General features: G+C 67.5%; 20 protein-coding genes and 4 tRNA genes. 15 read left to right on the top strand and 9 right to left on the bottom strand.

Annotated features, from left to right (window positions below):
- Positions 1-132: 132 nt before the first annotated feature.
- Both dusB and TX88_RS24045 read right to left on the bottom strand, forming a co-directional pair.
- Complete coding sequence (dusB, locus tag TX88_RS24050) at positions 133-1,308, bottom strand: tRNA dihydrouridine synthase DusB (protein ID WP_409365897.1); 1,176 nt, start codon at positions 1,306-1,308, stop codon at positions 133-135.
- Complete coding sequence (locus TX88_RS24045; protein ID WP_044520435.1) at positions 1,296-2,297, bottom strand: acyl-ACP desaturase; 1,002 nt, start codon at positions 2,295-2,297, stop codon at positions 1,296-1,298. Before TX88_RS24045 ends, dusB begins: the two co-directional genes overlap by 13 nt.
- A 192-nt stretch (positions 2,298-2,489) precedes the next feature.
- On the opposite strand from TX88_RS24045, the gene TX88_RS24040 reads away from it, so the two are divergent.
- Both TX88_RS24040 and TX88_RS24035 read left to right on the top strand, forming a co-directional pair.
- Complete coding sequence (locus tag TX88_RS24040; RefSeq protein WP_044520433.1) at positions 2,490-2,945, top strand: hypothetical protein; 456 nt, start codon at positions 2,490-2,492, stop codon at positions 2,943-2,945.
- Between the two features lie 180 nt (positions 2,946-3,125).
- A complete protein-coding gene (locus tag TX88_RS24035; protein ID WP_044520432.1) occupies positions 3,126-3,566 on the top strand; it encodes a hypothetical protein in 441 nt (146 codons plus the stop codon).
- Between the two features lie 15 nt (positions 3,567-3,581).
- On the opposite strand, the gene TX88_RS24030 is transcribed toward TX88_RS24035, so the two are convergent.
- On the bottom strand, positions 3,582-4,166 hold the full coding sequence (locus tag TX88_RS24030) for a TetR/AcrR family transcriptional regulator (RefSeq protein ID WP_044520431.1): 585 nt from the start codon (positions 4,164-4,166) through the stop codon (positions 3,582-3,584).
- An 80-nt stretch (positions 4,167-4,246) separates the two neighbouring features.
- Between TX88_RS24030 and TX88_RS24025 the strand changes: the two genes are divergently transcribed.
- The gene (locus TX88_RS24025) at positions 4,247-5,257 is read left to right on the top strand and encodes an oxygenase MpaB family protein (RefSeq protein WP_044520429.1); all 1,011 of its coding nucleotides are present in this window, start codon (positions 4,247-4,249) and stop codon (positions 5,255-5,257) included.
- Between the two features lie 5 nt (positions 5,258-5,262).
- Here the strand turns inward: TX88_RS24025 and TX88_RS24020 are convergent, their stop codons facing one another.
- Positions 5,263-5,589 (bottom strand): DUF732 domain-containing protein, encoded by a 327-nt coding sequence (locus tag TX88_RS24020; protein ID WP_235732621.1) that lies wholly within the window; start codon positions 5,587-5,589, stop codon positions 5,263-5,265.
- A 191-nt stretch (positions 5,590-5,780) separates the two neighbouring features.
- Here TX88_RS24020 and TX88_RS24015 point away from each other — a divergent pair, with 191 nt between their 5' ends.
- The gene (locus TX88_RS24015) at positions 5,781-6,146 is read left to right on the top strand and encodes a group I truncated hemoglobin (protein WP_044520426.1); all 366 of its coding nucleotides are present in this window, start codon (positions 5,781-5,783) and stop codon (positions 6,144-6,146) included.
- A 56-nt stretch (positions 6,147-6,202) separates the two neighbouring features.
- On the opposite strand, the gene TX88_RS24010 is transcribed toward TX88_RS24015, so the two are convergent.
- Positions 6,203-6,278: transfer RNA gene (locus tag TX88_RS24010), tRNA-Lys, on the bottom strand.
- 133 nt (positions 6,279-6,411) lie between these two features.
- On the opposite strand from TX88_RS24010, the gene TX88_RS24005 reads away from it, so the two are divergent.
- The 3 genes from TX88_RS24005 (at position 6,412) to TX88_RS23995 (ending at position 6,722) form a co-directional block, all read left to right on the top strand.
- Positions 6,412-6,484: transfer RNA gene (locus tag TX88_RS24005), tRNA-Glu, on the top strand.
- A gap of 46 nt (positions 6,485-6,530) precedes the next feature.
- Positions 6,531-6,607, top strand: a tRNA-Asp gene (locus tag TX88_RS24000).
- Positions 6,608-6,648: 41 nt separating this feature from the next.
- A tRNA-Phe gene (locus TX88_RS23995) sits at positions 6,649-6,722 on the top strand.
- A gap of 138 nt (positions 6,723-6,860) precedes the next feature.
- Here TX88_RS23995 and TX88_RS23990 read toward each other — a convergent pair.
- The 4 genes from TX88_RS23990 to TX88_RS23980 are packed head-to-tail and all read right to left on the bottom strand — an operon-like array spanning position 6,861 to position 9,683.
- Positions 6,861-7,682 carry a L,D-transpeptidase gene (locus TX88_RS23990; RefSeq protein WP_044520424.1) on the bottom strand — a complete coding sequence of 274 codons (822 nt, stop codon included), beginning with the start codon at positions 7,680-7,682 and terminating at the stop codon, positions 6,861-6,863.
- Positions 7,679-7,903 (bottom strand): SCO6045 C-terminal-like domain-containing protein, encoded by a 225-nt coding sequence (locus TX88_RS34380; RefSeq protein ID WP_084622100.1) that lies wholly within the window; start codon positions 7,901-7,903, stop codon positions 7,679-7,681. Before TX88_RS34380 ends, TX88_RS23990 begins: the two co-directional genes overlap by 4 nt.
- Complete coding sequence (locus TX88_RS23985; protein ID WP_044520423.1) at positions 7,900-8,766, bottom strand: MbnB/TglH/ChrH family RiPP precursor modification enzyme; 867 nt, start codon at positions 8,764-8,766, stop codon at positions 7,900-7,902. The genes TX88_RS34380 and TX88_RS23985 overlap by 4 nt, the downstream gene beginning before the upstream one ends.
- Complete coding sequence (locus TX88_RS23980; protein ID WP_044521842.1) at positions 8,763-9,683, bottom strand: TIGR04222 domain-containing membrane protein; 921 nt, start codon at positions 9,681-9,683, stop codon at positions 8,763-8,765. Before TX88_RS23980 ends, TX88_RS23985 begins: the two co-directional genes overlap by 4 nt.
- A 245-nt stretch (positions 9,684-9,928) precedes the next feature.
- Between TX88_RS23980 and TX88_RS23975 the strand changes: the two genes are divergently transcribed.
- From TX88_RS23975 to TX88_RS23940, 8 genes are all read left to right on the top strand, one after another.
- On the top strand, positions 9,929-10,789 hold the full coding sequence (locus TX88_RS23975) for a phosphoribosyltransferase family protein (protein WP_049925317.1): 861 nt from the start codon (positions 9,929-9,931) through the stop codon (positions 10,787-10,789).
- A gap of 2 nt (positions 10,790-10,791) precedes the next feature.
- Entirely contained in the window at positions 10,792-12,333 is a 1,542-nt protein-coding gene (locus TX88_RS23970; protein WP_044520420.1) for a nicotinate phosphoribosyltransferase, read from the top strand.
- Positions 12,334-12,345: 12 nt separating this feature from the next.
- A complete protein-coding gene (locus TX88_RS23965) occupies positions 12,346-13,029 on the top strand; it encodes an NUDIX hydrolase (protein ID WP_049925315.1) in 684 nt (227 codons plus the stop codon).
- An 82-nt stretch (positions 13,030-13,111) separates the two neighbouring features.
- Complete coding sequence (locus TX88_RS23960) at positions 13,112-13,681, top strand: YdcF family protein (RefSeq protein WP_044520418.1); 570 nt, start codon at positions 13,112-13,114, stop codon at positions 13,679-13,681.
- Between the two features lie 22 nt (positions 13,682-13,703).
- Complete coding sequence (locus TX88_RS33975; RefSeq protein ID WP_209447089.1) at positions 13,704-13,946, top strand: hypothetical protein; 243 nt, start codon at positions 13,704-13,706, stop codon at positions 13,944-13,946.
- Positions 13,947-13,970: 24 nt separating this feature from the next.
- The gene (locus TX88_RS23950) at positions 13,971-14,570 is read left to right on the top strand and encodes a TetR/AcrR family transcriptional regulator (protein ID WP_044520417.1); all 600 of its coding nucleotides are present in this window, start codon (positions 13,971-13,973) and stop codon (positions 14,568-14,570) included.
- Positions 14,571-14,653: 83 nt separating this feature from the next.
- Entirely contained in the window at positions 14,654-15,574 is a 921-nt protein-coding gene (locus TX88_RS23945; RefSeq protein WP_044520415.1) for an alpha/beta fold hydrolase, read from the top strand.
- Entirely contained in the window at positions 15,571-16,425 is an 855-nt protein-coding gene (locus TX88_RS23940; protein WP_044520413.1) for an SDR family NAD(P)-dependent oxidoreductase, read from the top strand. The genes TX88_RS23945 and TX88_RS23940 overlap by 4 nt, the downstream gene beginning before the upstream one ends.
- The last annotated feature ends 11 nt before the right edge of the window (positions 16,426-16,436 follow it).

Below are 16,436 nucleotides of genomic sequence, written 5' to 3'. Positions count from 1 at the left end.
AGCAGCACTGTGCCGGACTGGCTACTTGAGCCAGCCGCGGCAGGGTTTTCATCGTACTGAGACATCCTGAGGCTGAGCTAGACCCAACCCGGTGACAGAGCTGTCTCGAAGTCGTCTCGGTGGGACTGCAGGTCAGCCTCCGGAATGCATCACGTCGGCCCCGATCGGCACCGCGCAGTCGTCGGGATCGTCGAGCCATCCCTCGGGCAGTGACACCGAGGCGGCCGAGCCCTGCCGGCCGCGCGGACCGGTGGCCGCGGGCGGGAACGGGGCGTCGCCGTCGAGTTGGTCGAGCAGGTCGTCGAGCTCCCGGAGGGTCTTGACCAAGGCCAGCCCGCGCCGCAGATCAGCGCCTGCCGGGAAACCGTGCAGGTACCAGGCCACGTGCTTGCGGATGTCGCGCATGCCCTTGTCCTCGCCGAAATGCTCGCTGAGCAGCTCGCCGTGGCGGCGCACGATGTCGGCCACCTCGCCAAGGGTCGGCGGGGTGGCGGCCTGGCGCCCGGTGAAGGCCGCCGAGAGCTCGGCGAACAGCCAGGGCCGGCCGAGGCAGCCCCGGCCGATGACCACGCCGTCGCAGCCGGTCGCGGCCATCATCGCCAGCGCGTCGTCGGCTTCGAAGATGTCGCCGTTGCCCAGCACCGGAATGCTGGTGACGTGGTCTTTGAGCGCGGCGATCTGGTCCCAGTCGGCGGTGCCGGAGTAGCGCTGGGCGGCGGTGCGGGCATGCAGCGCTACGGCAGCCGCGCCTTCCTCCTGGGCGATCCGCCCGGCATCCAGGTGGGTGTGGTGGGCGTCGTCGATGCCGATCCGGAACTTGACCGTCACCGGAATGTCGGTGCCCTCGACACCACGAACCGCGGCGGCCACGATCTGGCCGAACAGCCGCCGCTTGTAGGGCAGTGCCGATCCACCGCCGCGCTTGGTGACCTTGGGCACGGGGCAGCCGAAGTTCATGTCGATGTGGTCGGCCATGCCTTCGTCGGCGATCATCTTGGCTGCCCGGTACGTGGTTTCCGGGTCCACGGTGTACAGCTGCAGCGACCGCGGCGACTCGTCGGGCGCGAACGTCGTCATGTGCATGGTGACCGGATGGCGCTCGACCAGGGCCCGGGCGGTGACCATCTCGCACACGTAGAGCCCGCTGACGGTTCCGGCGCGGGCGATCTCGAGCTCGCGGCACAGCGTGCGGAACGCCACATTGGTCACCCCGGCCATCGGGGCCAGGACAACTGGGCTGGGCAACGCGAACGGCCCGATCCGAAGTTGGGATCGGGCCGATTCGACGGTGGAACTTACGAGGACGATGACGACACCAGCAGGTTCTTCATGGCCTTCTTCTCGGCCACCTTGCGCTCGCGCTCCAGGCGGCGCTCCTTGGCGACCTCGAACTTGTCGCAGGCGTCCTCGAGCTCCTCGACGATGCGGCCGAGGTCGTCGCGCAGCCGCGCGCCCTCGCCGCTGAAGTCCTCGCGCTCGAAGATGCGCCACTTGCGCAGCACCGGCATCACCACGTCGTCCAGGTGGATGCGCGGGTCGTAGACGCCGCCGACGGCGATGATGACGGCCTTACGGCGGAAGTCGGGCACCGTGTATCCGGGCATCTTGAAGTTGTCCAGCACGCGGTGCAGCGACGCCATGCCCTGGTTGGGGGAGATGTCCAGGCCGGCCGCCGAGACGTCGCGGTAGAAGATCATGTGCAGGTTCTCATCGGCGGAGATGCGCTGCAGCAGCTGATCGGCGATCGGGTCGTCGCAGGCCTTGCCGGTGTTGCGGTGGCTGACGCGGGTCGCGAGTTCCTGGAACGACACGTACATCACCGAGTCGAAGAGGCTCTCGGCGAAGAGATCGCCCTGCTGGTTCTGGCCGGGGGAGAAGCCGCGGGTGACCTGCTCGACGCGCAGTTCTTCCAGCTCGACGGGGTCGACGGCACGGGTGACGACGAGGTAGTCGCGCAGGGCGATGCCGTGGCGGTTCTCCTCGGCGGTCCAGCGGTTGACCCAGTTGCCCCAAGCGCCATCCATGCCCATGTTCATCGCGATCTCGCGGTGATACGAGGGCAGGTTGTCCTCGGTGAGCAGGTTCTGAATCATCGCGGTCCTGGCGACCTCGGACAGCTTCGACTGCTCGGGATCCCAGTCCTGGCCGCCGAGTGCGTAGTAGTTCTTGCCGTCCGACCACGGGATGAAGTCGTGGGGATTCCAGTCCTTACGCATCCGCATGTGGCGGTTGATGCTGGTCTCAACGACAGGCTCGAGTTCGTGCAGGAGCTGCAGGTCTGTGTATTCCTGCGTCATGTGCGCTCACCCTCCTCGCGTCCTTGGGACGCTCAGTTATCTGTACCTGTTGGTAGCAGTCAATATATCTGTGTAAACCGGTGACATCAAGTTGCCCCGCGGGCGCGTTCGCGAGCCCTGCGTCACGCCCGCGGCGACTGTAGGATCCGCACGAACATCTGTCGGATACCCACGCTCGGAGGTTGGGCACACGTGAAAAAGGTTGTCTTTGGTGCCGGAGCTGCAATTGCCACCGGTGCGGCTGTATCCCTGCTGTTCGGCGCCGGAGTCGCGGCTGCCGCACCTGACGTTGTCGGCCAAACCTACTCGGACGCTTCGAGCGCGATCGAGGACGGCGGCGGCAGCGCCAAGGTGGCCGTCACGGTGGGAAGCAAGCTGTCCCAGGGTGATTGCATCGTCACCAACGCATGGGACGCCCCGTTCGTGCGCGACAGCGGCGGCTCTTTCGGGCATGCCGACAGCGAGGTCATGGTCGCGTTGAACTGCGACGGTGACCATGCGACCGCCACCCACGGCGGCGCATCGGTGGCCAGCCCGGCGGGCCGTGAGGCCAAGGCGGCTTCCGACGAGGAAGAGGCGAAGGCTGAGGCGGAGGCCGCAGCTGCCCAGCAGGAGCAGCTCGAAGAGGTCAGCACCCCCGACGAGTAGCGGTTAAGTGGCCGTTAATTACTCGATGTGAGCCTAATCGCCGACTAAACTTCAGGTCAGCTCCCAAAGAGTCTTCTGTGGCACCTTGCCGCGGAACGAGGGGCGGCTGACAAGCGCGGGCGTAAACGCTGGCACCCCACCTCTCCGGGAGAGATCACCGGACGGGGAAGGTCGGGCTAGATGAAGATCGCGATCGGGTTCGGAAGTGTCATCGGTGTATCCGCGGCGGGTTTTGCGTTCGCGGTCGTGGGCGCGGGGGCGGCCCAAGCGGCACCGGACGTGGTGGGGCAGACCTACAGCGACGCTGTCACGGCTATCGAGGACGGCGGAGGCACTGCGCATGTCGCGGTCACCGTGGGCAGTCGCTTGCCGCGTGACGAGTGCATCGTCACCAGCGCGTGGACCGTCCGGCAGTTGGTGCCGCAGACGTCCGACACCTACTACGAATACAAAGAAGACGTCACCCAGGTGGCACTCAACTGCGATGGCGACCACGCCACCGAGGAACATCCGGGCGCGTCGATAGCCAGCCCGGCGGGCCGTGAGGCCAAGGCGGCCGAAGATGAGGCCGCCGCGGCGGAGCAGGAGCCGATCGCCGAGGCCAGCACGCCTGACGAGTAGAGCTCCCGGGATCCCTCAGAAGCTGCCGGCCCGGCCGAGCAGCATGTCGACGCAGTAGTCGATGAACTGCTCGCGGCTGGCCGGCAGCCTGTCGTCGAGGTACGCGGTGAACAGCGCCGTGAGCGCGCCGATCAGGCTGGTGGCGACCATCGCCTGACGCACCGGGTCGGCGATGCGGGTCAGTTTGCGTTGCAGCAGGCCGATGAAGTCGGGCATCCACTCCGCGCCCGAGCGGGTGAGCACCGGCTCGGATTCGGGGGCCAGCAACAGCACGCGGCCGCGGGTGGGGTCGTCGACCATGATGGCGACGAATTGTTCCACCGCGTCGCGGGGAGTGACGGCGGTGGTCAGCGCCGACATCGCCCGGGCGCAGACGTCGTCGTAGACGGCCCGCACGAAGGTGTCGCGGTCGGTGAAGCTCTCGTAGAAATACCGTTCGGTGAGTTCGGCCGCGCGGCACACCGCGCGGACCGTGAGGGCCGGGCCGTCGGCTTTGCCCAGCAGGGTGACGCCTGCGGCGATCAGTTCGTCGCGCCGGCGAGCCGTGCGTTCCTGAAGCGGAACGCCCGACCATCGGCCGCGTCGTTGACCGGATGGCACATCTACTCCTAAGCTTTGATGACAACGTATGTAGTCACTTTTGAAACAGGACCATCGTCTTGCCGGCAGAAAGCGCACCTGTGACACAAGATACTTCTGAGACATGCCCCGTGACCAGCGGATCCGCTGCTGTGGCGTCGGGTTGTCCGGCCGCCCCTGGCGGCTATGAGGCGCCGCCGATCCCGCTCGGACCGGATTCGCTGACATGGAAGTACTTCGGCGACTGGCGGGGCATGCTCCAGGGGCCGTGGGCCGGCTCGATGCAGAACATGCACCCGCTGCTCGGCGCGGCGGTCACGGAGCACTCGATCTTCTTCCAGGAACGCTGGCCCCGGCTGCTGCGCTCGCTGTACCCCATCGGTGGCGTGGTGTTCGACGGGGACCGCGCGCCGCAGACCGGTGCCGAGGTGCGCGACTACCACGTCGACATCAAAGGGGTCGACGCTCAGGGGCGCCGCTATCACGCGCTGAATCCCGAGGTCTTCTACTGGGCGCACTCGACGTTCTTCGTCGGCACGATCATCGTGGCGGACCGGCTCGCGGGCGGGATCTCCGAGGCCGACAAGCGGCAGCTGTTCGAAGAGCACAAGCAGTGGTACTCGATGTACGGGATGAGCATGCGGCCCGTGCCGGAAACCTGGGAGGACTTCCAGGTCTACTGGGAACACATGTGCCGCAACGTGTTAGAGAACAACCAGGCTGCCCGTGAAGTGCTGGACCTGAGTGAGCTGCCGAAGCCGCCGTTCGCGTCGAAGATGCCGGACTGGATGTGGGCGCTGCAGCGCAAGCACGTGGTGCACCCGTTGTTCGTATGGTTCACCGTCGGCCTGTACCACCCGGCGGTGCGAGAGCTGATGGGATACACCTGGTCTGAGCGCGACGAGAAGATCCATCGACTGCTGGGCAAGGTGATCGGCAAGGTTTTCAAACTGGTGCCCGTCCGGCACCGTATGCATCCACGGGCGCGCAGCGCGTGGGATCGCGTCAAGGGACGAATCCCGGCCGACGCTCCGCTGGTGCACACCCCGGCCCGCAACCTGCCGCCAATCGGTCACCGCGACAACGGGATGCACTACTGCCCTGAGGTCTGAGGGCTTCAGCGCCCGACGAACGGCGCGTTCTGCGGGCAGTAGACCTTGACCGCGCCCCGCACCAGGTTGGCGGCCTGGTGCTTGTCGATGCCGGCCTGGTTCATCAGCTGGCTGATGACTCCCCGCACCGTGCGTGCGGGCTCGATCTTGCCCTTCGTGAGCGCGTCACAGACTCCGCGACCGACCTGGCCGGCCTCCTCGGGCGAAGTCGTGGGGATTTTCAGGTCGTTGACGATGGTGAAGAACTGGTCGTCCTGAGCGTCCGCGTGGGCCGGTGCGGCCCCGAATGCGGCGCTTGCAGCCAGCGCGGCGGCACCGATCGCGGTGGCCATGACTCGAGTGCGCGGGCGCCGGGACAACATTCGGTGACTCCTTCGATCCAATTGCTGAACGACCCCCGGCCATAACGATAAACGGGAGTGGCCCGCCGCGCTCACGCATACCCCTTACCTGTGAGGCCGCTGTAGCTGAGCGGCTACGCGGCGGTAATTGCAGGGCAACGGCGTTCGTCGATGCTGACGCCATGACGACCATCTATGACCAGATCGGCGGGGCCGAGGCACTCGAGACCGTCGTCGAAGACTTCTACCGGCGGGTGCTGGCCGATGACCAGCTGTCCGGGTTCTTCACCGGAACCAACATGGCCCGGCTCAAGGGCAGGCAGGTGGAGTTTTTCGCCGCCGCGCTGGGCGGGCCACAGCCTTACGCCGGTGCGCCGATGCGGCAGGTCCATCAGGGGCGCGGCATCACCATGCACCATTTCAACCTCGTGGCCGGCCACCTGGGCGACAGCCTCGCCGACGCCGGGGTGCCCGAGTCGACCGTCGGTCAGATCATCGCCGCGATCGCACCGCTGGCCGACGAGATCGCGACCGCGCGGAGCGCCTGAACGGGCGGTGCGCGGAGCATTTCGGCCGCACCGTGACCCGCCTTGCGGCGGGTGTGTGGTGCCCCCAGTAGGGCTCGAACCTACGACCTGCGGATTAAAAGTCCGTAGCTCTACCAACTGAGCTATAGGGGCGCGAGAAGACAGGGTACAAGATGGAGGAAATTGGTGTTGCGACCACCGGGTTTGAAGATTTGGGCATCCGTACCCTAAGCTATCGAAGCTCCCAACGGACACGTTGTGAACACCCCGGAGAGATTCGGATTAGGCCCCCATCGTCTAGTGGCCTAGGACGCCGCCCTTTCACGGCGGTAGCACGGGTTCGAATCCCGTTGGGGGTACGTGACAACGGTAACGTTGGAACATATGCAGTAAGCAGGAAAGCAAGGCCCTGTGGCGCAGTTGGTTAGCGCGCCGCCCTGTCACGGCGGAGGTCGCGGGTTCGAGTCCCGTCAGGGTCGCCATCACGGCGAGGCAGTTCGGTTTGCGAGAGCCGGTGCCTTCCGGCCAGGTAGCTCAGTTGGTACGAGCGTCCGCCTGAAAAGCGGAAGGTCGCCGGTTCGATCCCGGCCCTGGCCACTGAGAGAACCCGCTACCCGTAGCGGGTTTTTCTGTTTCTGGGGGTTCGCGCGTTCGGGCCCGGAGAAACGCCGAGGGCCGCAACGACGTCAGATCGACTGCTCTCGACGATCGTCGGAACGCTGCGGCCCTTCTCGGCTAGATCTGCCAATCGTTGGAACCGTCGTACCGGGAGTACGTGCCGCCGGAGGAGTTCTGCACGACGATGGGATCGCCGGGGCCGAAGGTGTCGAAGAACCACCTCGCGTTGGCGGGGCTGATGTTGATACAGCCGTGACTGACGTTGCGCTTGCCCTGATCGGCGACAGACCACGGAGCGCTGTGCACGAAGTCGCCGCTGTCGTCGAAGCGGACCGCCAGATCGACCGTCAGTTTGTATCCGTTCGCAGAGTTGACCGGGACGCCATAGGTCGACGAATCCATCACCACCGAGGGCATCTTTTCTTGGACGTAGAAGGTGCCGTTCGGAGTCTGGCGGCCACCGGACGCCATGCCCATCGACATCGGGATGGTTTTCTCCACGGCCCCGTTGCGGGTGACGGTCAGTTGGTGGGTGGCGTCGTTGGCGGTGGCCACCAGGGTGTCCCCGGTGGTGAAGTTGGACACCGTGCCGCCGGCATCGACGGTGACCGCGGTGTGGGCGGGCCAGAAGCTCAGCGGACGCCAGCGCAGTTGCGTGGGGGTGATCCAGTAGAACTTGCCGGGAACTTCCGGCACCGACGAGACGTGGATGGAGTTTTCGGTGGCGCCGGCATCTTCGACGGGGCCCGGGAAGTTGATGATGATCGGCTGGGCCACGCCGACGGTCGCGCCGTCGGCAGGTACGAGCCTCGGCGGCTCGAACGGCGCCGGATCCGCCTGCGCGGCACCGGCACCCAGCATCAACGCACAACCCACCATCGAAGCCGCTCCGGCCGCTTTCAAAGCGCCGAAAAGTCTTCCCCTCGTCCAGTCACTCATCTGACCATCGTGTCACGCTGGTCAGCCCTGTCCGTGTTTCGGCGGCACAACGACCACCACCAGCGTCGGCGAGTGGTGCTACCCGCGTGCGCGTCGCGTTTGTGGCGGCACACCTCGCCGGCTGCGGCCACCGCTGCCGGATCGAAGCCCGGCGGCACCGGGCCGCCGGCCACCAATGCCCGCACCAAGGCCTCCTGACGCTGCGCCAATGTGTCTCTCATGCCCACGCCTTTCGTGCCCGGGAGGTGATCGGAGCGGCCCCCGCGGCCGCGGAGATCGCGTCCAACTCGTCGAAAAGTTCTGCCGCGGGCGGGAACCGGCCGTCGCGCTCCAGCATGAACGGGGTGTCGACCCGCTCCCGCAGCGCGGTGACCAGGTCCAGCACCTCCAACGGAGTCCGATCGGTATGTGTGTCGTGGTAGAAATCCGCGCCCTCCCGGCCGCCGGCGACGTGGCTGTAGGCCACCTGTTCCACCGGCAGCCGGGTCAGCTCCCCGAGTGGATCGCGCCCGCGGTTGCGGGCGTTGGCGTACACGTTCGCCACGTCCAGGACCAGCAGCACGCCGGTGCGTTCCACCAGTTCGGTGAGGAACTCCGATTCGGTGAGATCGGACTCCGGCCACTCGACGAAGGCGGCGATGTTCTCCACAGCCAGCGGCACCGGCAGTTCGCGCCGGGTGCGGTCGATGTTGGCCGCCAACACGTCGAGGGCCTCCCGGGTGCGGGGCACCGGCAGCAGATGCCCGGCCTCGATCCCGTCGGCCCGGACAAAGGCGATGTGCTCACTGACCACCGGAGCGCCGAGTGCTCGTGCGCAGGCGGCCAGCCGCCGGACTCGCTTGGGCTGCACGGGTTCCGCACCGCCCAGAGAGAGTGCGACGCCGTGCGGGACCACCGGAACGCCGCGGGCGGCCAGATCCGCCAGGGCCGGGTCCGGTCGGGCCTGACGGCGGCGAATCGGGATCGCCTCGGCGATCACCTCGCAGAACCCGGGCCGCAGATCGGCGACCACCCCGGCGATCTCACGTCGCCAGCCGATACCCACATCGCCCAGGGCGGGCACGGTACGGGTCGTGGTGCTCATCCGCCGCAACCTCCGCCACAGCCACCTCCGCAACCGCTCCCGCAGCCACCTCCACCGCCGCCGTCGCCCCCGCAGGAGGCGCCCCCACAGCAGGAACCGTCGGTGCCGCCACCGGAGTCGCCTCCGGCGAGTTCTACAGACGACGAGTAGTCGCGGTCGATCGCCCAGAGCGCGCCGGTTCCGAACAGCGCCACCGACAGCGCCACCGCAGCAGGACCGTAGGTGTCGAAGGCGGGCTGTTTCGCGGGTTCCAGATAAGCCAGTTCCTTCTGCCGGGCGGCGAGCAGACGACGGCCTGCGCGGGTCAGGCGATTCGCTCCGAGCAGGTGGGGGAGCACGAAGACCCCGTACAGGACCGTGGCGAGCACCACCGCGGTGAACGTGACCGCGTGGATCGGGTGGTCTGACAACGACGTCAGCAGATAGATGGCGTAACCGATGCCGACCGCCATCACCAAGATCGATGGCGCTGCGCCCCAGCGCATGCGGGCCCGTTCGGCCCGGGTTCGCGCCAGGCCGCGCCGGCTCAACTCCTCCTCCAGCGCCGCGAGCTCGTCCCGAGCTGCGGCATACAGACCCGGCACGGTGTGCCCTGGGTCGGCGCCGGCCCGCTCCAGTACCTGACCGGTGAACCGGTCGGTCTCCGGGCTGCGGACGGCGTGGTCCACCCGTCCGTCGGCGGTGATTCGTCCGCTGGCGCGCAGACCTGCGAGCGAGGACACCACCGGGGCGACGTCTGACCGCAGGAACGCCAGCTCGGTGGCGCCGATCGGCTCGGTCACCGCCGGGCGCCGCGGAGTCGTCGCGATTCGCCAGAGCACCGCGAAGACGATCGTCGTTGCCAGTGCGGCCAGATATCCGTACCCCTCTGCGGTTATCGCCTCGGCGTACCTATCGATCAGCTTGTCCATCGACATCGCATCCACCTCCTGGTGTTCGGTTCAGATCACCCTGCGTGCGTAAAGCTCCCTACCGGTCACAACTTTCGGGCGAAACCGCAGGCGCGGCCCCGCTGAACCAGCCAGCGTGCACGGCAACGGACAGGAGCTGGTGAGGGCTTGATGGCTGTTGTCTGAGGAAAACTCGTGCCGTCGACGGGGCTGGAACAGTGCCTTGGGAAAGATACGGGCAAATATGCCCGTATCTCTGGTACGCTTCGGTCATGAGCCTGAGCTTCCACACCTACGATCCCGTCACCCGGCGGTTGGACGCCGCACCCGGAGCCATCGAGGCCTACCCCGGCGGTGACGTCGCCGTCCGTCACCTCGAGCCGGCTTCCGGTCGGCGCCCGATCGCCTGGAACGCCGGTGGCGCACTGGATTTCGCCGCGCTCGCCCAGTGGGTCGCCTTTCACCAGGACGCGGACCCGGTCCTGGTGATGCCGTATCTGCCGTCGGCGCGTGGTGATCACGACGCGACTTACGACGCGCAGGGTGTCGCTCGTCTGACCGCGGCGACCGGGATTCGCGACGTGATCGCGGCCGATCCGCACTCCGGCGCCTGGGCTGCGGCCGCGTCGGCTCACGGGGCGACGGTCCACTCCATCGGCGCCGCCGAGCTCATCGCGGCCTCGCCGCTCGCCGAGATCTCCTGGGACGGTGTGATCGCGCCCGACAAGGGTGCCGTCGACCGCGCCGGCGCGGTCGCGAACGCGCTCGGTGTGACGTTGCTGACCGCAGGCAAGATGCGTGACCCGAAGACGGGGGCACTGTCGGGGTTCACCGCACCAGACGGTCTGGGGGCGGGCCGGTTCCTGCTGGTCGACGACATCTGCGACGGCGGAGGCACTTTCGCCGGTCTCGCCCAAGCGATCGGCGCGACAGAGCCCGCCGTCGAACTGCACTTGTGGGTGACGCACGGGCTGTTCACCGGGCGCTGGCGCGAGAACCTACTGACTCACTTCGCGTCGATCACCGCCGCGAACACCAGCGCCGGCGTCGATCCGGATGCCCTGCCGACTGAAGTCCGTCAGGTGCCGCTGATCGGGCACGTCCTGTCCGTGCTGACCGAAAAGGAGAACTGATCATGAGCTTCGACCCCTGCGACTACACCCGCACGGCCCTGGATGCGCTGACGGTGCTGATGGAGACCGACGCGTACAAGCTCGATCACCGCAGGCAGTACCCGGACCGCACCGAGGTCGTGTACTCCAACCTGACCGCGCGCGGCAGCCGGGTGGCGGGTGTCGACTGGACGGTGTTCTTCGGGCTGCAGGCGTACCTGGCCGATCTCGCGGTCCGCTGGCAGGCATTCTTCGACGCCGACATCGACGAGGTGTGCCGGGCCTACGAGGAGCGGGTCGCCGACATTCTGGGGCCGAACAACGTTGGCTCCGAACACATCCGGCAGCTGCACGGCTACGGCCGGCTGCCGCTGCGGTTCCGGGCGCTGCCGGAGGGGACGGTCACCCCGCTGGGGATCCCGTACCTGACGGTGGAGAACACCGAGCCTCGGTTCTTCTGGCTGACCAACTACATCGAGACCGATCTGTCGGCCGCGTTGTGGCAGCCCATCACCTCGGCCACCACGGCCTGGCGCAACCGGTGCCTGCTCGACGAGCGCGCCGAAGCCTCCGGCGCCGACCCAGCCGCCGTCAACTGGCAGGGCCACGATTTCTCGGCCCGCGGCATGGCGGGCATGGGTGCAGCGTCGGTCAGCGGTGCCGCGCACCTGTTGAGTTTCACCGGAACCGACTCGCTGTCAGCGCTGGGTTGGATCGACCGGTTCTACCCCGGATCGCCCGAGGGGACCGTGCTGGGCGGATCCGTCCCTGCCACCGAGCACTCGGTGATGACGGCGAACGGGCCCGAGGGGGAGCTGGCCACGTTCGAGCGGCTGCTGGATCTGTACCCGTCGGGGATCGTCTCGGTGGTCAGCGACAGCTGGGATCTATGGCAGGTGATGACGGAGTTCCTGCCCGCGCTCAAGGACACGATCATGGCGCGTGACGGAAAGCTGGTGATCCGCCCTGACTCTGGTGATCCCGAGCTGATCCTGTGCGGCGACCCGCAGGCCCCGGCCGGCAGCCCGCAACGCAGGGGTGTGGTGAACCTGCTGGCCGAGACATTCGGAACCACCGAGAACGCCGCCGGTTACCGCGAGCTGGACCCGCACGTCGGCGTGATCTACGGCGACTCGATCAACTTCGAGCGAGCTGACGCGATCACCATGAACCTGATGCGGCAGGGTTATGTGTCCACGGTTCCGGTATTCGGATTCGGTTCGTACACATACCAGTTCGTCACCCGGGACACCTTCTCCCTGGCGGTCAAGGCGACGTGGGTGCAGGTCGACGGTCGGGGCCGCGACATCTTCAAGGACCCGGTCACAGACTCGGGCACCAAGCGTTCGGCGCGCGGCCGGCTCGCGGTGCTGGGCGGCATGGACGGCTCACTGGAGCTGACGCAGCAGGCCACCGCCGACCAGGAGGCCAACTCACGGTTGCGCACGGTCTTCGAGGACGGCAGGTTCGTTGGTGCCGCGACATTCGCCGGAGTGCGCGCCGAGCTTCGCGCCGGCTGGGCGCGGTTCCTGGCGGCGAAGGCCCGACGAGAGGACGCGGCGTGACAGAGTTGGATCGTGCCCGCCGAACCCGCAGACGATCAGCGCATGTGGCTGTCGGTGGACCTCGTGGCGATCACCGACGATCCAGACGACCCGGCCCTGGTGCTCTACCGCCGTGAACGTGACCCCCACGCCGGGCAGCTGTCGCTGCCCGGCGCGGTGATGGATCCGGCCCGGGGACAGACGGTCGCGCAGACGGCCACGTGGATCGCCGCCGAGCGTGCGCATGCCCAGGTGCTCAGCGGCACTGAGCCTTTCCCGATCACCGTCGTCTCCGATCCCGGCCGCGACGAGCGCGGTCACACCGTGTCGCTGGTGTGTCTGGCTCGGGTGCACACTCCTGAGCCCGATGCGGACGCAGTGCTGGTTCGGGCCGAAGACCCCATCCCGGCGACGATGCCGTTCGGCCACGGTCCGATGCTCGCCGCAGCTGCGGGTCGGGCGTTCGATGGGTTGTTCACCGACCGCGCGGTGGCTCGTGCGCTGGTGTCGGTCGACCCTGAGCGGGGGATCACCGGGGCTGGGCTGTGGTCCACCTTGCGGCTGTTGCACCACCTGGCTGGGCGGGACCCCGAGCAAGCACCCACTGCCGAGGCGGTGCGCCGCCGTCGGTCGCGGACGACGGTGCTGGTGCCGGGTGGCAAGGTGGCGGCGGTGACCCGGCCCGAGACGGTGTATGTGAGTACCGTGCCCGGCTGACACCGACGCCACATCCGCCAGATCGGTAACATCGACCCCATTGGCCACGACCTTCACAAGCGTCGCAGTCGTTAGGGGTGAGATGCGCAATTGGCTGAGGATTCTCGTCATTGCGCTGGCGTGCGTACTGACCTTGACCGTCAGCCCGGTGACGGCACACGCAGTCCCACCCGTGGCGGGCAAGGATTTCACCGAACCCGCCATCGTCATCCTCGGCTACGGGCTGAAGCCCGACGGCTCGATGCGGGCCATCCTGTATCACCGCGTCCTCACCGGCCTGGCGATCGCTCAGGCGTTTCCGCAGGCTCCCGTCATCGTCACCGGTGGCAACCCGCAGAACGGTCAGACCGAGGCCGCACAGATGCGCAATCTGCTTGTCATGCTTGGCCTTCCGGCCAGCCGCATCATCGTGGAGGACCGGGCCAACAGCACCGTGCAGAACGCGCAGTTCTCGGTTCCGCTGGCGAAGAAGGCGGGTGCCACGGGCATCATCGTGGTGACGTCCTCGACGCATCAGGGCCGCGCCGACCAGAACTTCGCCGATGCCGGTGGCACCGTGCTGGCCACAGTGAGCTTCCCTGACGGCAATCCGTCGGTGAACATCGCCCAATTCGTGCGTGATGTGCTCAGCCCATTGACGCCGATCGGCTGACCGCCGGCGTTACGCTGCCGGTATGCGCCGGATGGTGATCGGTCTCTGCGCAGTGGCGGTGGTGTTCGCACCGTCGGTGAACGCCGAGCCGGCGGCCCTCGACCCGACCGGGAATCGGTCCGGCGGTCCGGTTCCCACGGTCAACGGGGTGCCGTGCGTGGGCGGCAACCTCGGCGTCTGCTTGAGTTTCCGGCAGAACCGTCCCCCGGCCGCCAACCCGGGCGCGCGATCGGTCGTCGGGCACAGCCCAACCGTGCGCCGCTGATCGGCATTACGATGACAGCCCGAGATGAACAGTCCCACGACGTCGGTTGAGGCCGACAAGAGCGCGTTCCGTTCGCGCCTGCTCGAAGCCATGAACGAATCGATCGTCGAAGACGGTTATCAGAACACCACGGTCGCCGACATCGTGCGGCGGGCCAAGACGTCCCGCCGCACCTTCTACGAACACTTCGCGAGCCGCGAGGATTGCTTTGTCGCGCTGCTGACCAGTGTGAATACCAAGCATGTGCGTGAGGTTGCCCGCGGCGTCGACCGGAATGTTCCCTGGCGGGATCAGGTCCGCCAGGCGGTCGAGGCGTGGATCGCCTCCTATGAGGCCCACCCCGAGTTGATGCTGGCCTGGATCCGCGATCTCCCGACGCTGGGTACCGCGGCGCGGGCGCTTCAGCGGGAGTCGATGGAGAACTTCATCGCGATGGTGCAGGCCCTGACGCAAAGCGAAGTGTTCCGCTCGGCCGGGGTGTCGATCTCGCGGCGTCGCAGCATCATGCTGCTCGGCGGGTTGCGGGAACTCATCGCGATCACCGTGGAGAGCGGCGACCAGGTGGGGGAGGTCACCGAGGATGCGGTGCTGGCCTGCACCGCACTACTGGAACCCCGGGCCTGACACCGGCGGAGCCCTCCCACTTGCCCCGGCTGGTACCGCGCAGTACCGTAATCGGTACCGCTGGGTACCAGTTAGGGGTGGATATGGCACAGGCCAAACAGAGTGTGGTGGACGTCGGCCGCGGAATCCGGTTGTGCTACGAGCAGTTCGGTGATCCCGGTGATCCGCCGGTCGTGCTGATCGCCGGCCTCGGGCAGCAGTTGCACTCCTGGCCGGACGGGCTCGTCACCGGCCTGGCCGACCGTGGCTACCGTGTCACCCGGTTCGACAACCGCGATGTGGGGCGGTCCACCCACATGCCGTTCCCGCCGCCGGGCCCGCTCGCGATCCTGCGGGGCGGCAGCCACGCCGACCAGTACCACCTCGGGGACATGGCGCGTGACACCGTGGGGCTGCTGGACGCGCTCGGCCATGACCGGGCGCACCTGGTCGGGGTGTCGATGGGCGGGATGATCGCCCAGACTGTCACCGCCCGCCATCCGGGCCGCGTCGCGACGCTGACCTCGATCATGTCCAACACCGGTGCGCCGCGGATCGGCAGGCCGGCCCCGTCGACGTGGTGGCGGATGGCCACCGCGAAACCACCGCGGTCGCGCGCCGAGGCGATGGACGCCGACGTGAAGATGTTCCGCCATATCGGCTCTCACGGATACCCGTTCGACGAGGCCTGGGTCCGCGAGAAATCCGGGGTCGCCTGGAATCGCGATCCCAGGCCGACCGGGGTGGCGCGGCAGCTGGCAGGGATCTTCGCCTCGGGGGACCGCACCGTCGAACTGGGCCAGATCGACGTGCCGACGCTGGTGATCCACGGCGACCGCGATCGCATGGTCAACCCCAGCGGCGGTGCCGCCACCGCGCGGGCCATCCCCGGCGCCCGGCTGGAGACCATTGCCGGCATGGGCCACGATCTGCCCGCCGGAGCATGGGACGGACTGCTGGACCTGATCACCCGGCACGCAGCCTCGACCCGTGTCATCGACACCGAACTGAAGGAGCAGCAATGAGCAGGCGCCGTACCATCAGCGGCCGCACCGTGGTCATCACCGGTGCGGCGTCGGGTATCGGTCGTGCTCTGGCGCAGCGGTTGTCGTCGCATTCCTGCCCCGTGGCCATCGCCGATGTCGACGAGACCGGCTTGAAGGAAACCGAGGCAGGCCTGTCCGGCCCGGTGCTGACCCGAGTGCTGGACGTGCGCGATGCCGAAGACCAGCGCGCATTCGCCGGTGAGGTCGGGGCCTGGGCTCCGCAGCCGATCGGCGCAGTCTTCAACAACGCCGGTGTCGCGGTGTCCTCCAGTGTGCTGGATGCTGTGCCCGAGGATGACAATTGGTTGTGGGACATCAACTTTCACGGTGTGGTCAACGGCACCCGGGCATTCCTGCCGACCCTGGTGGAGCAGGACGAAGGTGTCATCGTGAACACCTCCAGCGTGTTCGGATTGGTCGGCATGCCGAACCAAAGTGCCTACTGTTCAGCCAAGTTCGCAGTGCGCGGGTTCACGGACTCGCTGCGCCAGGAGTTGCGCGGAACCGGGGTGACGGCGGTCAATGTCCACCCCGGCGGCATCAACACCAACATCGTGCGCAATGCCCGGTTCCGCAAGGATCCCGAAGGTCGCGGCCGTACTCACGACCAGATGGCCCAGGAGTTCGCCGCGATCACCATGACCCAGCCCGACAAGGCAGCCGAGATCATCCACCGCGGGGTCGAGGCGGGTAAGGCCCGGATTCTGATCGGCCCGGACGCGTACGCATTCGACATGCTGGCCCGTATTGCGCCCACGCGCTACTACGACGTGCTGGGGTGGGCCCAATCCCGGTTGCGTGGCCGCGCCGAGGCTCAGGCGGCGCGGTAGCACGCAACCTG

The organism is Mycolicibacterium septicum DSM 44393 (assembly GCF_000455325.1).
Taxonomy (GTDB): Bacteria; Actinomycetota; Actinomycetes; order Mycobacteriales; family Mycobacteriaceae; genus Mycobacterium; species Mycobacterium septicum.
Note: the sequence above shows the minus strand (reverse complement) of the source record. Positions and strands in the feature narration are given on the sequence as shown.

Excerpts from the sequence above, each read along its gene's own strand:
- TX88_RS24045 (WP_044520435.1), bottom strand. The coding sequence starts at position 2,297 with ATGACGCAGGAATACACAGACCTGCAGCTCCTGCACGAACTCGAGCCT.
- TX88_RS24035 (WP_044520432.1), top strand. The coding sequence starts at position 3,126 with ATGAAGATCGCGATCGGGTTCGGAAGTGTCATCGGTGTATCCGCGGCG.
- TX88_RS24020 (WP_235732621.1), bottom strand. The coding sequence starts at position 5,589 with ATGGCCACCGCGATCGGTGCCGCCGCGCTGGCTGCAAGCGCCGCATTC.
- TX88_RS24015 (WP_044520426.1), top strand. The coding sequence starts at position 5,781 with ATGACGACCATCTATGACCAGATCGGCGGGGCCGAGGCACTCGAGACC.
- TX88_RS23990 (WP_044520424.1), bottom strand. The coding sequence starts at position 7,682 with ATGAGTGACTGGACGAGGGGAAGACTTTTCGGCGCTTTGAAAGCGGCC.
- TX88_RS34380 (WP_084622100.1), bottom strand. The coding sequence starts at position 7,903 with ATGAGAGACACATTGGCGCAGCGTCAGGAGGCCTTGGTGCGGGCATTG.
- TX88_RS23985 (WP_044520423.1), bottom strand. The coding sequence starts at position 8,766 with ATGAGCACCACGACCCGTACCGTGCCCGCCCTGGGCGATGTGGGTATC.
- TX88_RS23980 (WP_044521842.1), bottom strand. The coding sequence starts at position 9,683 with ATGTCGATGGACAAGCTGATCGATAGGTACGCCGAGGCGATAACCGCA.
- TX88_RS23975 (WP_049925317.1), top strand. The coding sequence starts at position 9,929 with ATGAGCCTGAGCTTCCACACCTACGATCCCGTCACCCGGCGGTTGGAC.
- TX88_RS23970 (WP_044520420.1), top strand. The coding sequence starts at position 10,792 with ATGAGCTTCGACCCCTGCGACTACACCCGCACGGCCCTGGATGCGCTG.
- TX88_RS23960 (WP_044520418.1), top strand. The coding sequence starts at position 13,112 with ATGCGCAATTGGCTGAGGATTCTCGTCATTGCGCTGGCGTGCGTACTG.
- TX88_RS33975 (WP_209447089.1), top strand. The coding sequence starts at position 13,704 with ATGCGCCGGATGGTGATCGGTCTCTGCGCAGTGGCGGTGGTGTTCGCA.
- TX88_RS23950 (WP_044520417.1), top strand. The coding sequence starts at position 13,971 with ATGAACAGTCCCACGACGTCGGTTGAGGCCGACAAGAGCGCGTTCCGT.
- TX88_RS23945 (WP_044520415.1), top strand. The coding sequence starts at position 14,654 with ATGGCACAGGCCAAACAGAGTGTGGTGGACGTCGGCCGCGGAATCCGG.
- TX88_RS23940 (WP_044520413.1), top strand. The coding sequence starts at position 15,571 with ATGAGCAGGCGCCGTACCATCAGCGGCCGCACCGTGGTCATCACCGGT.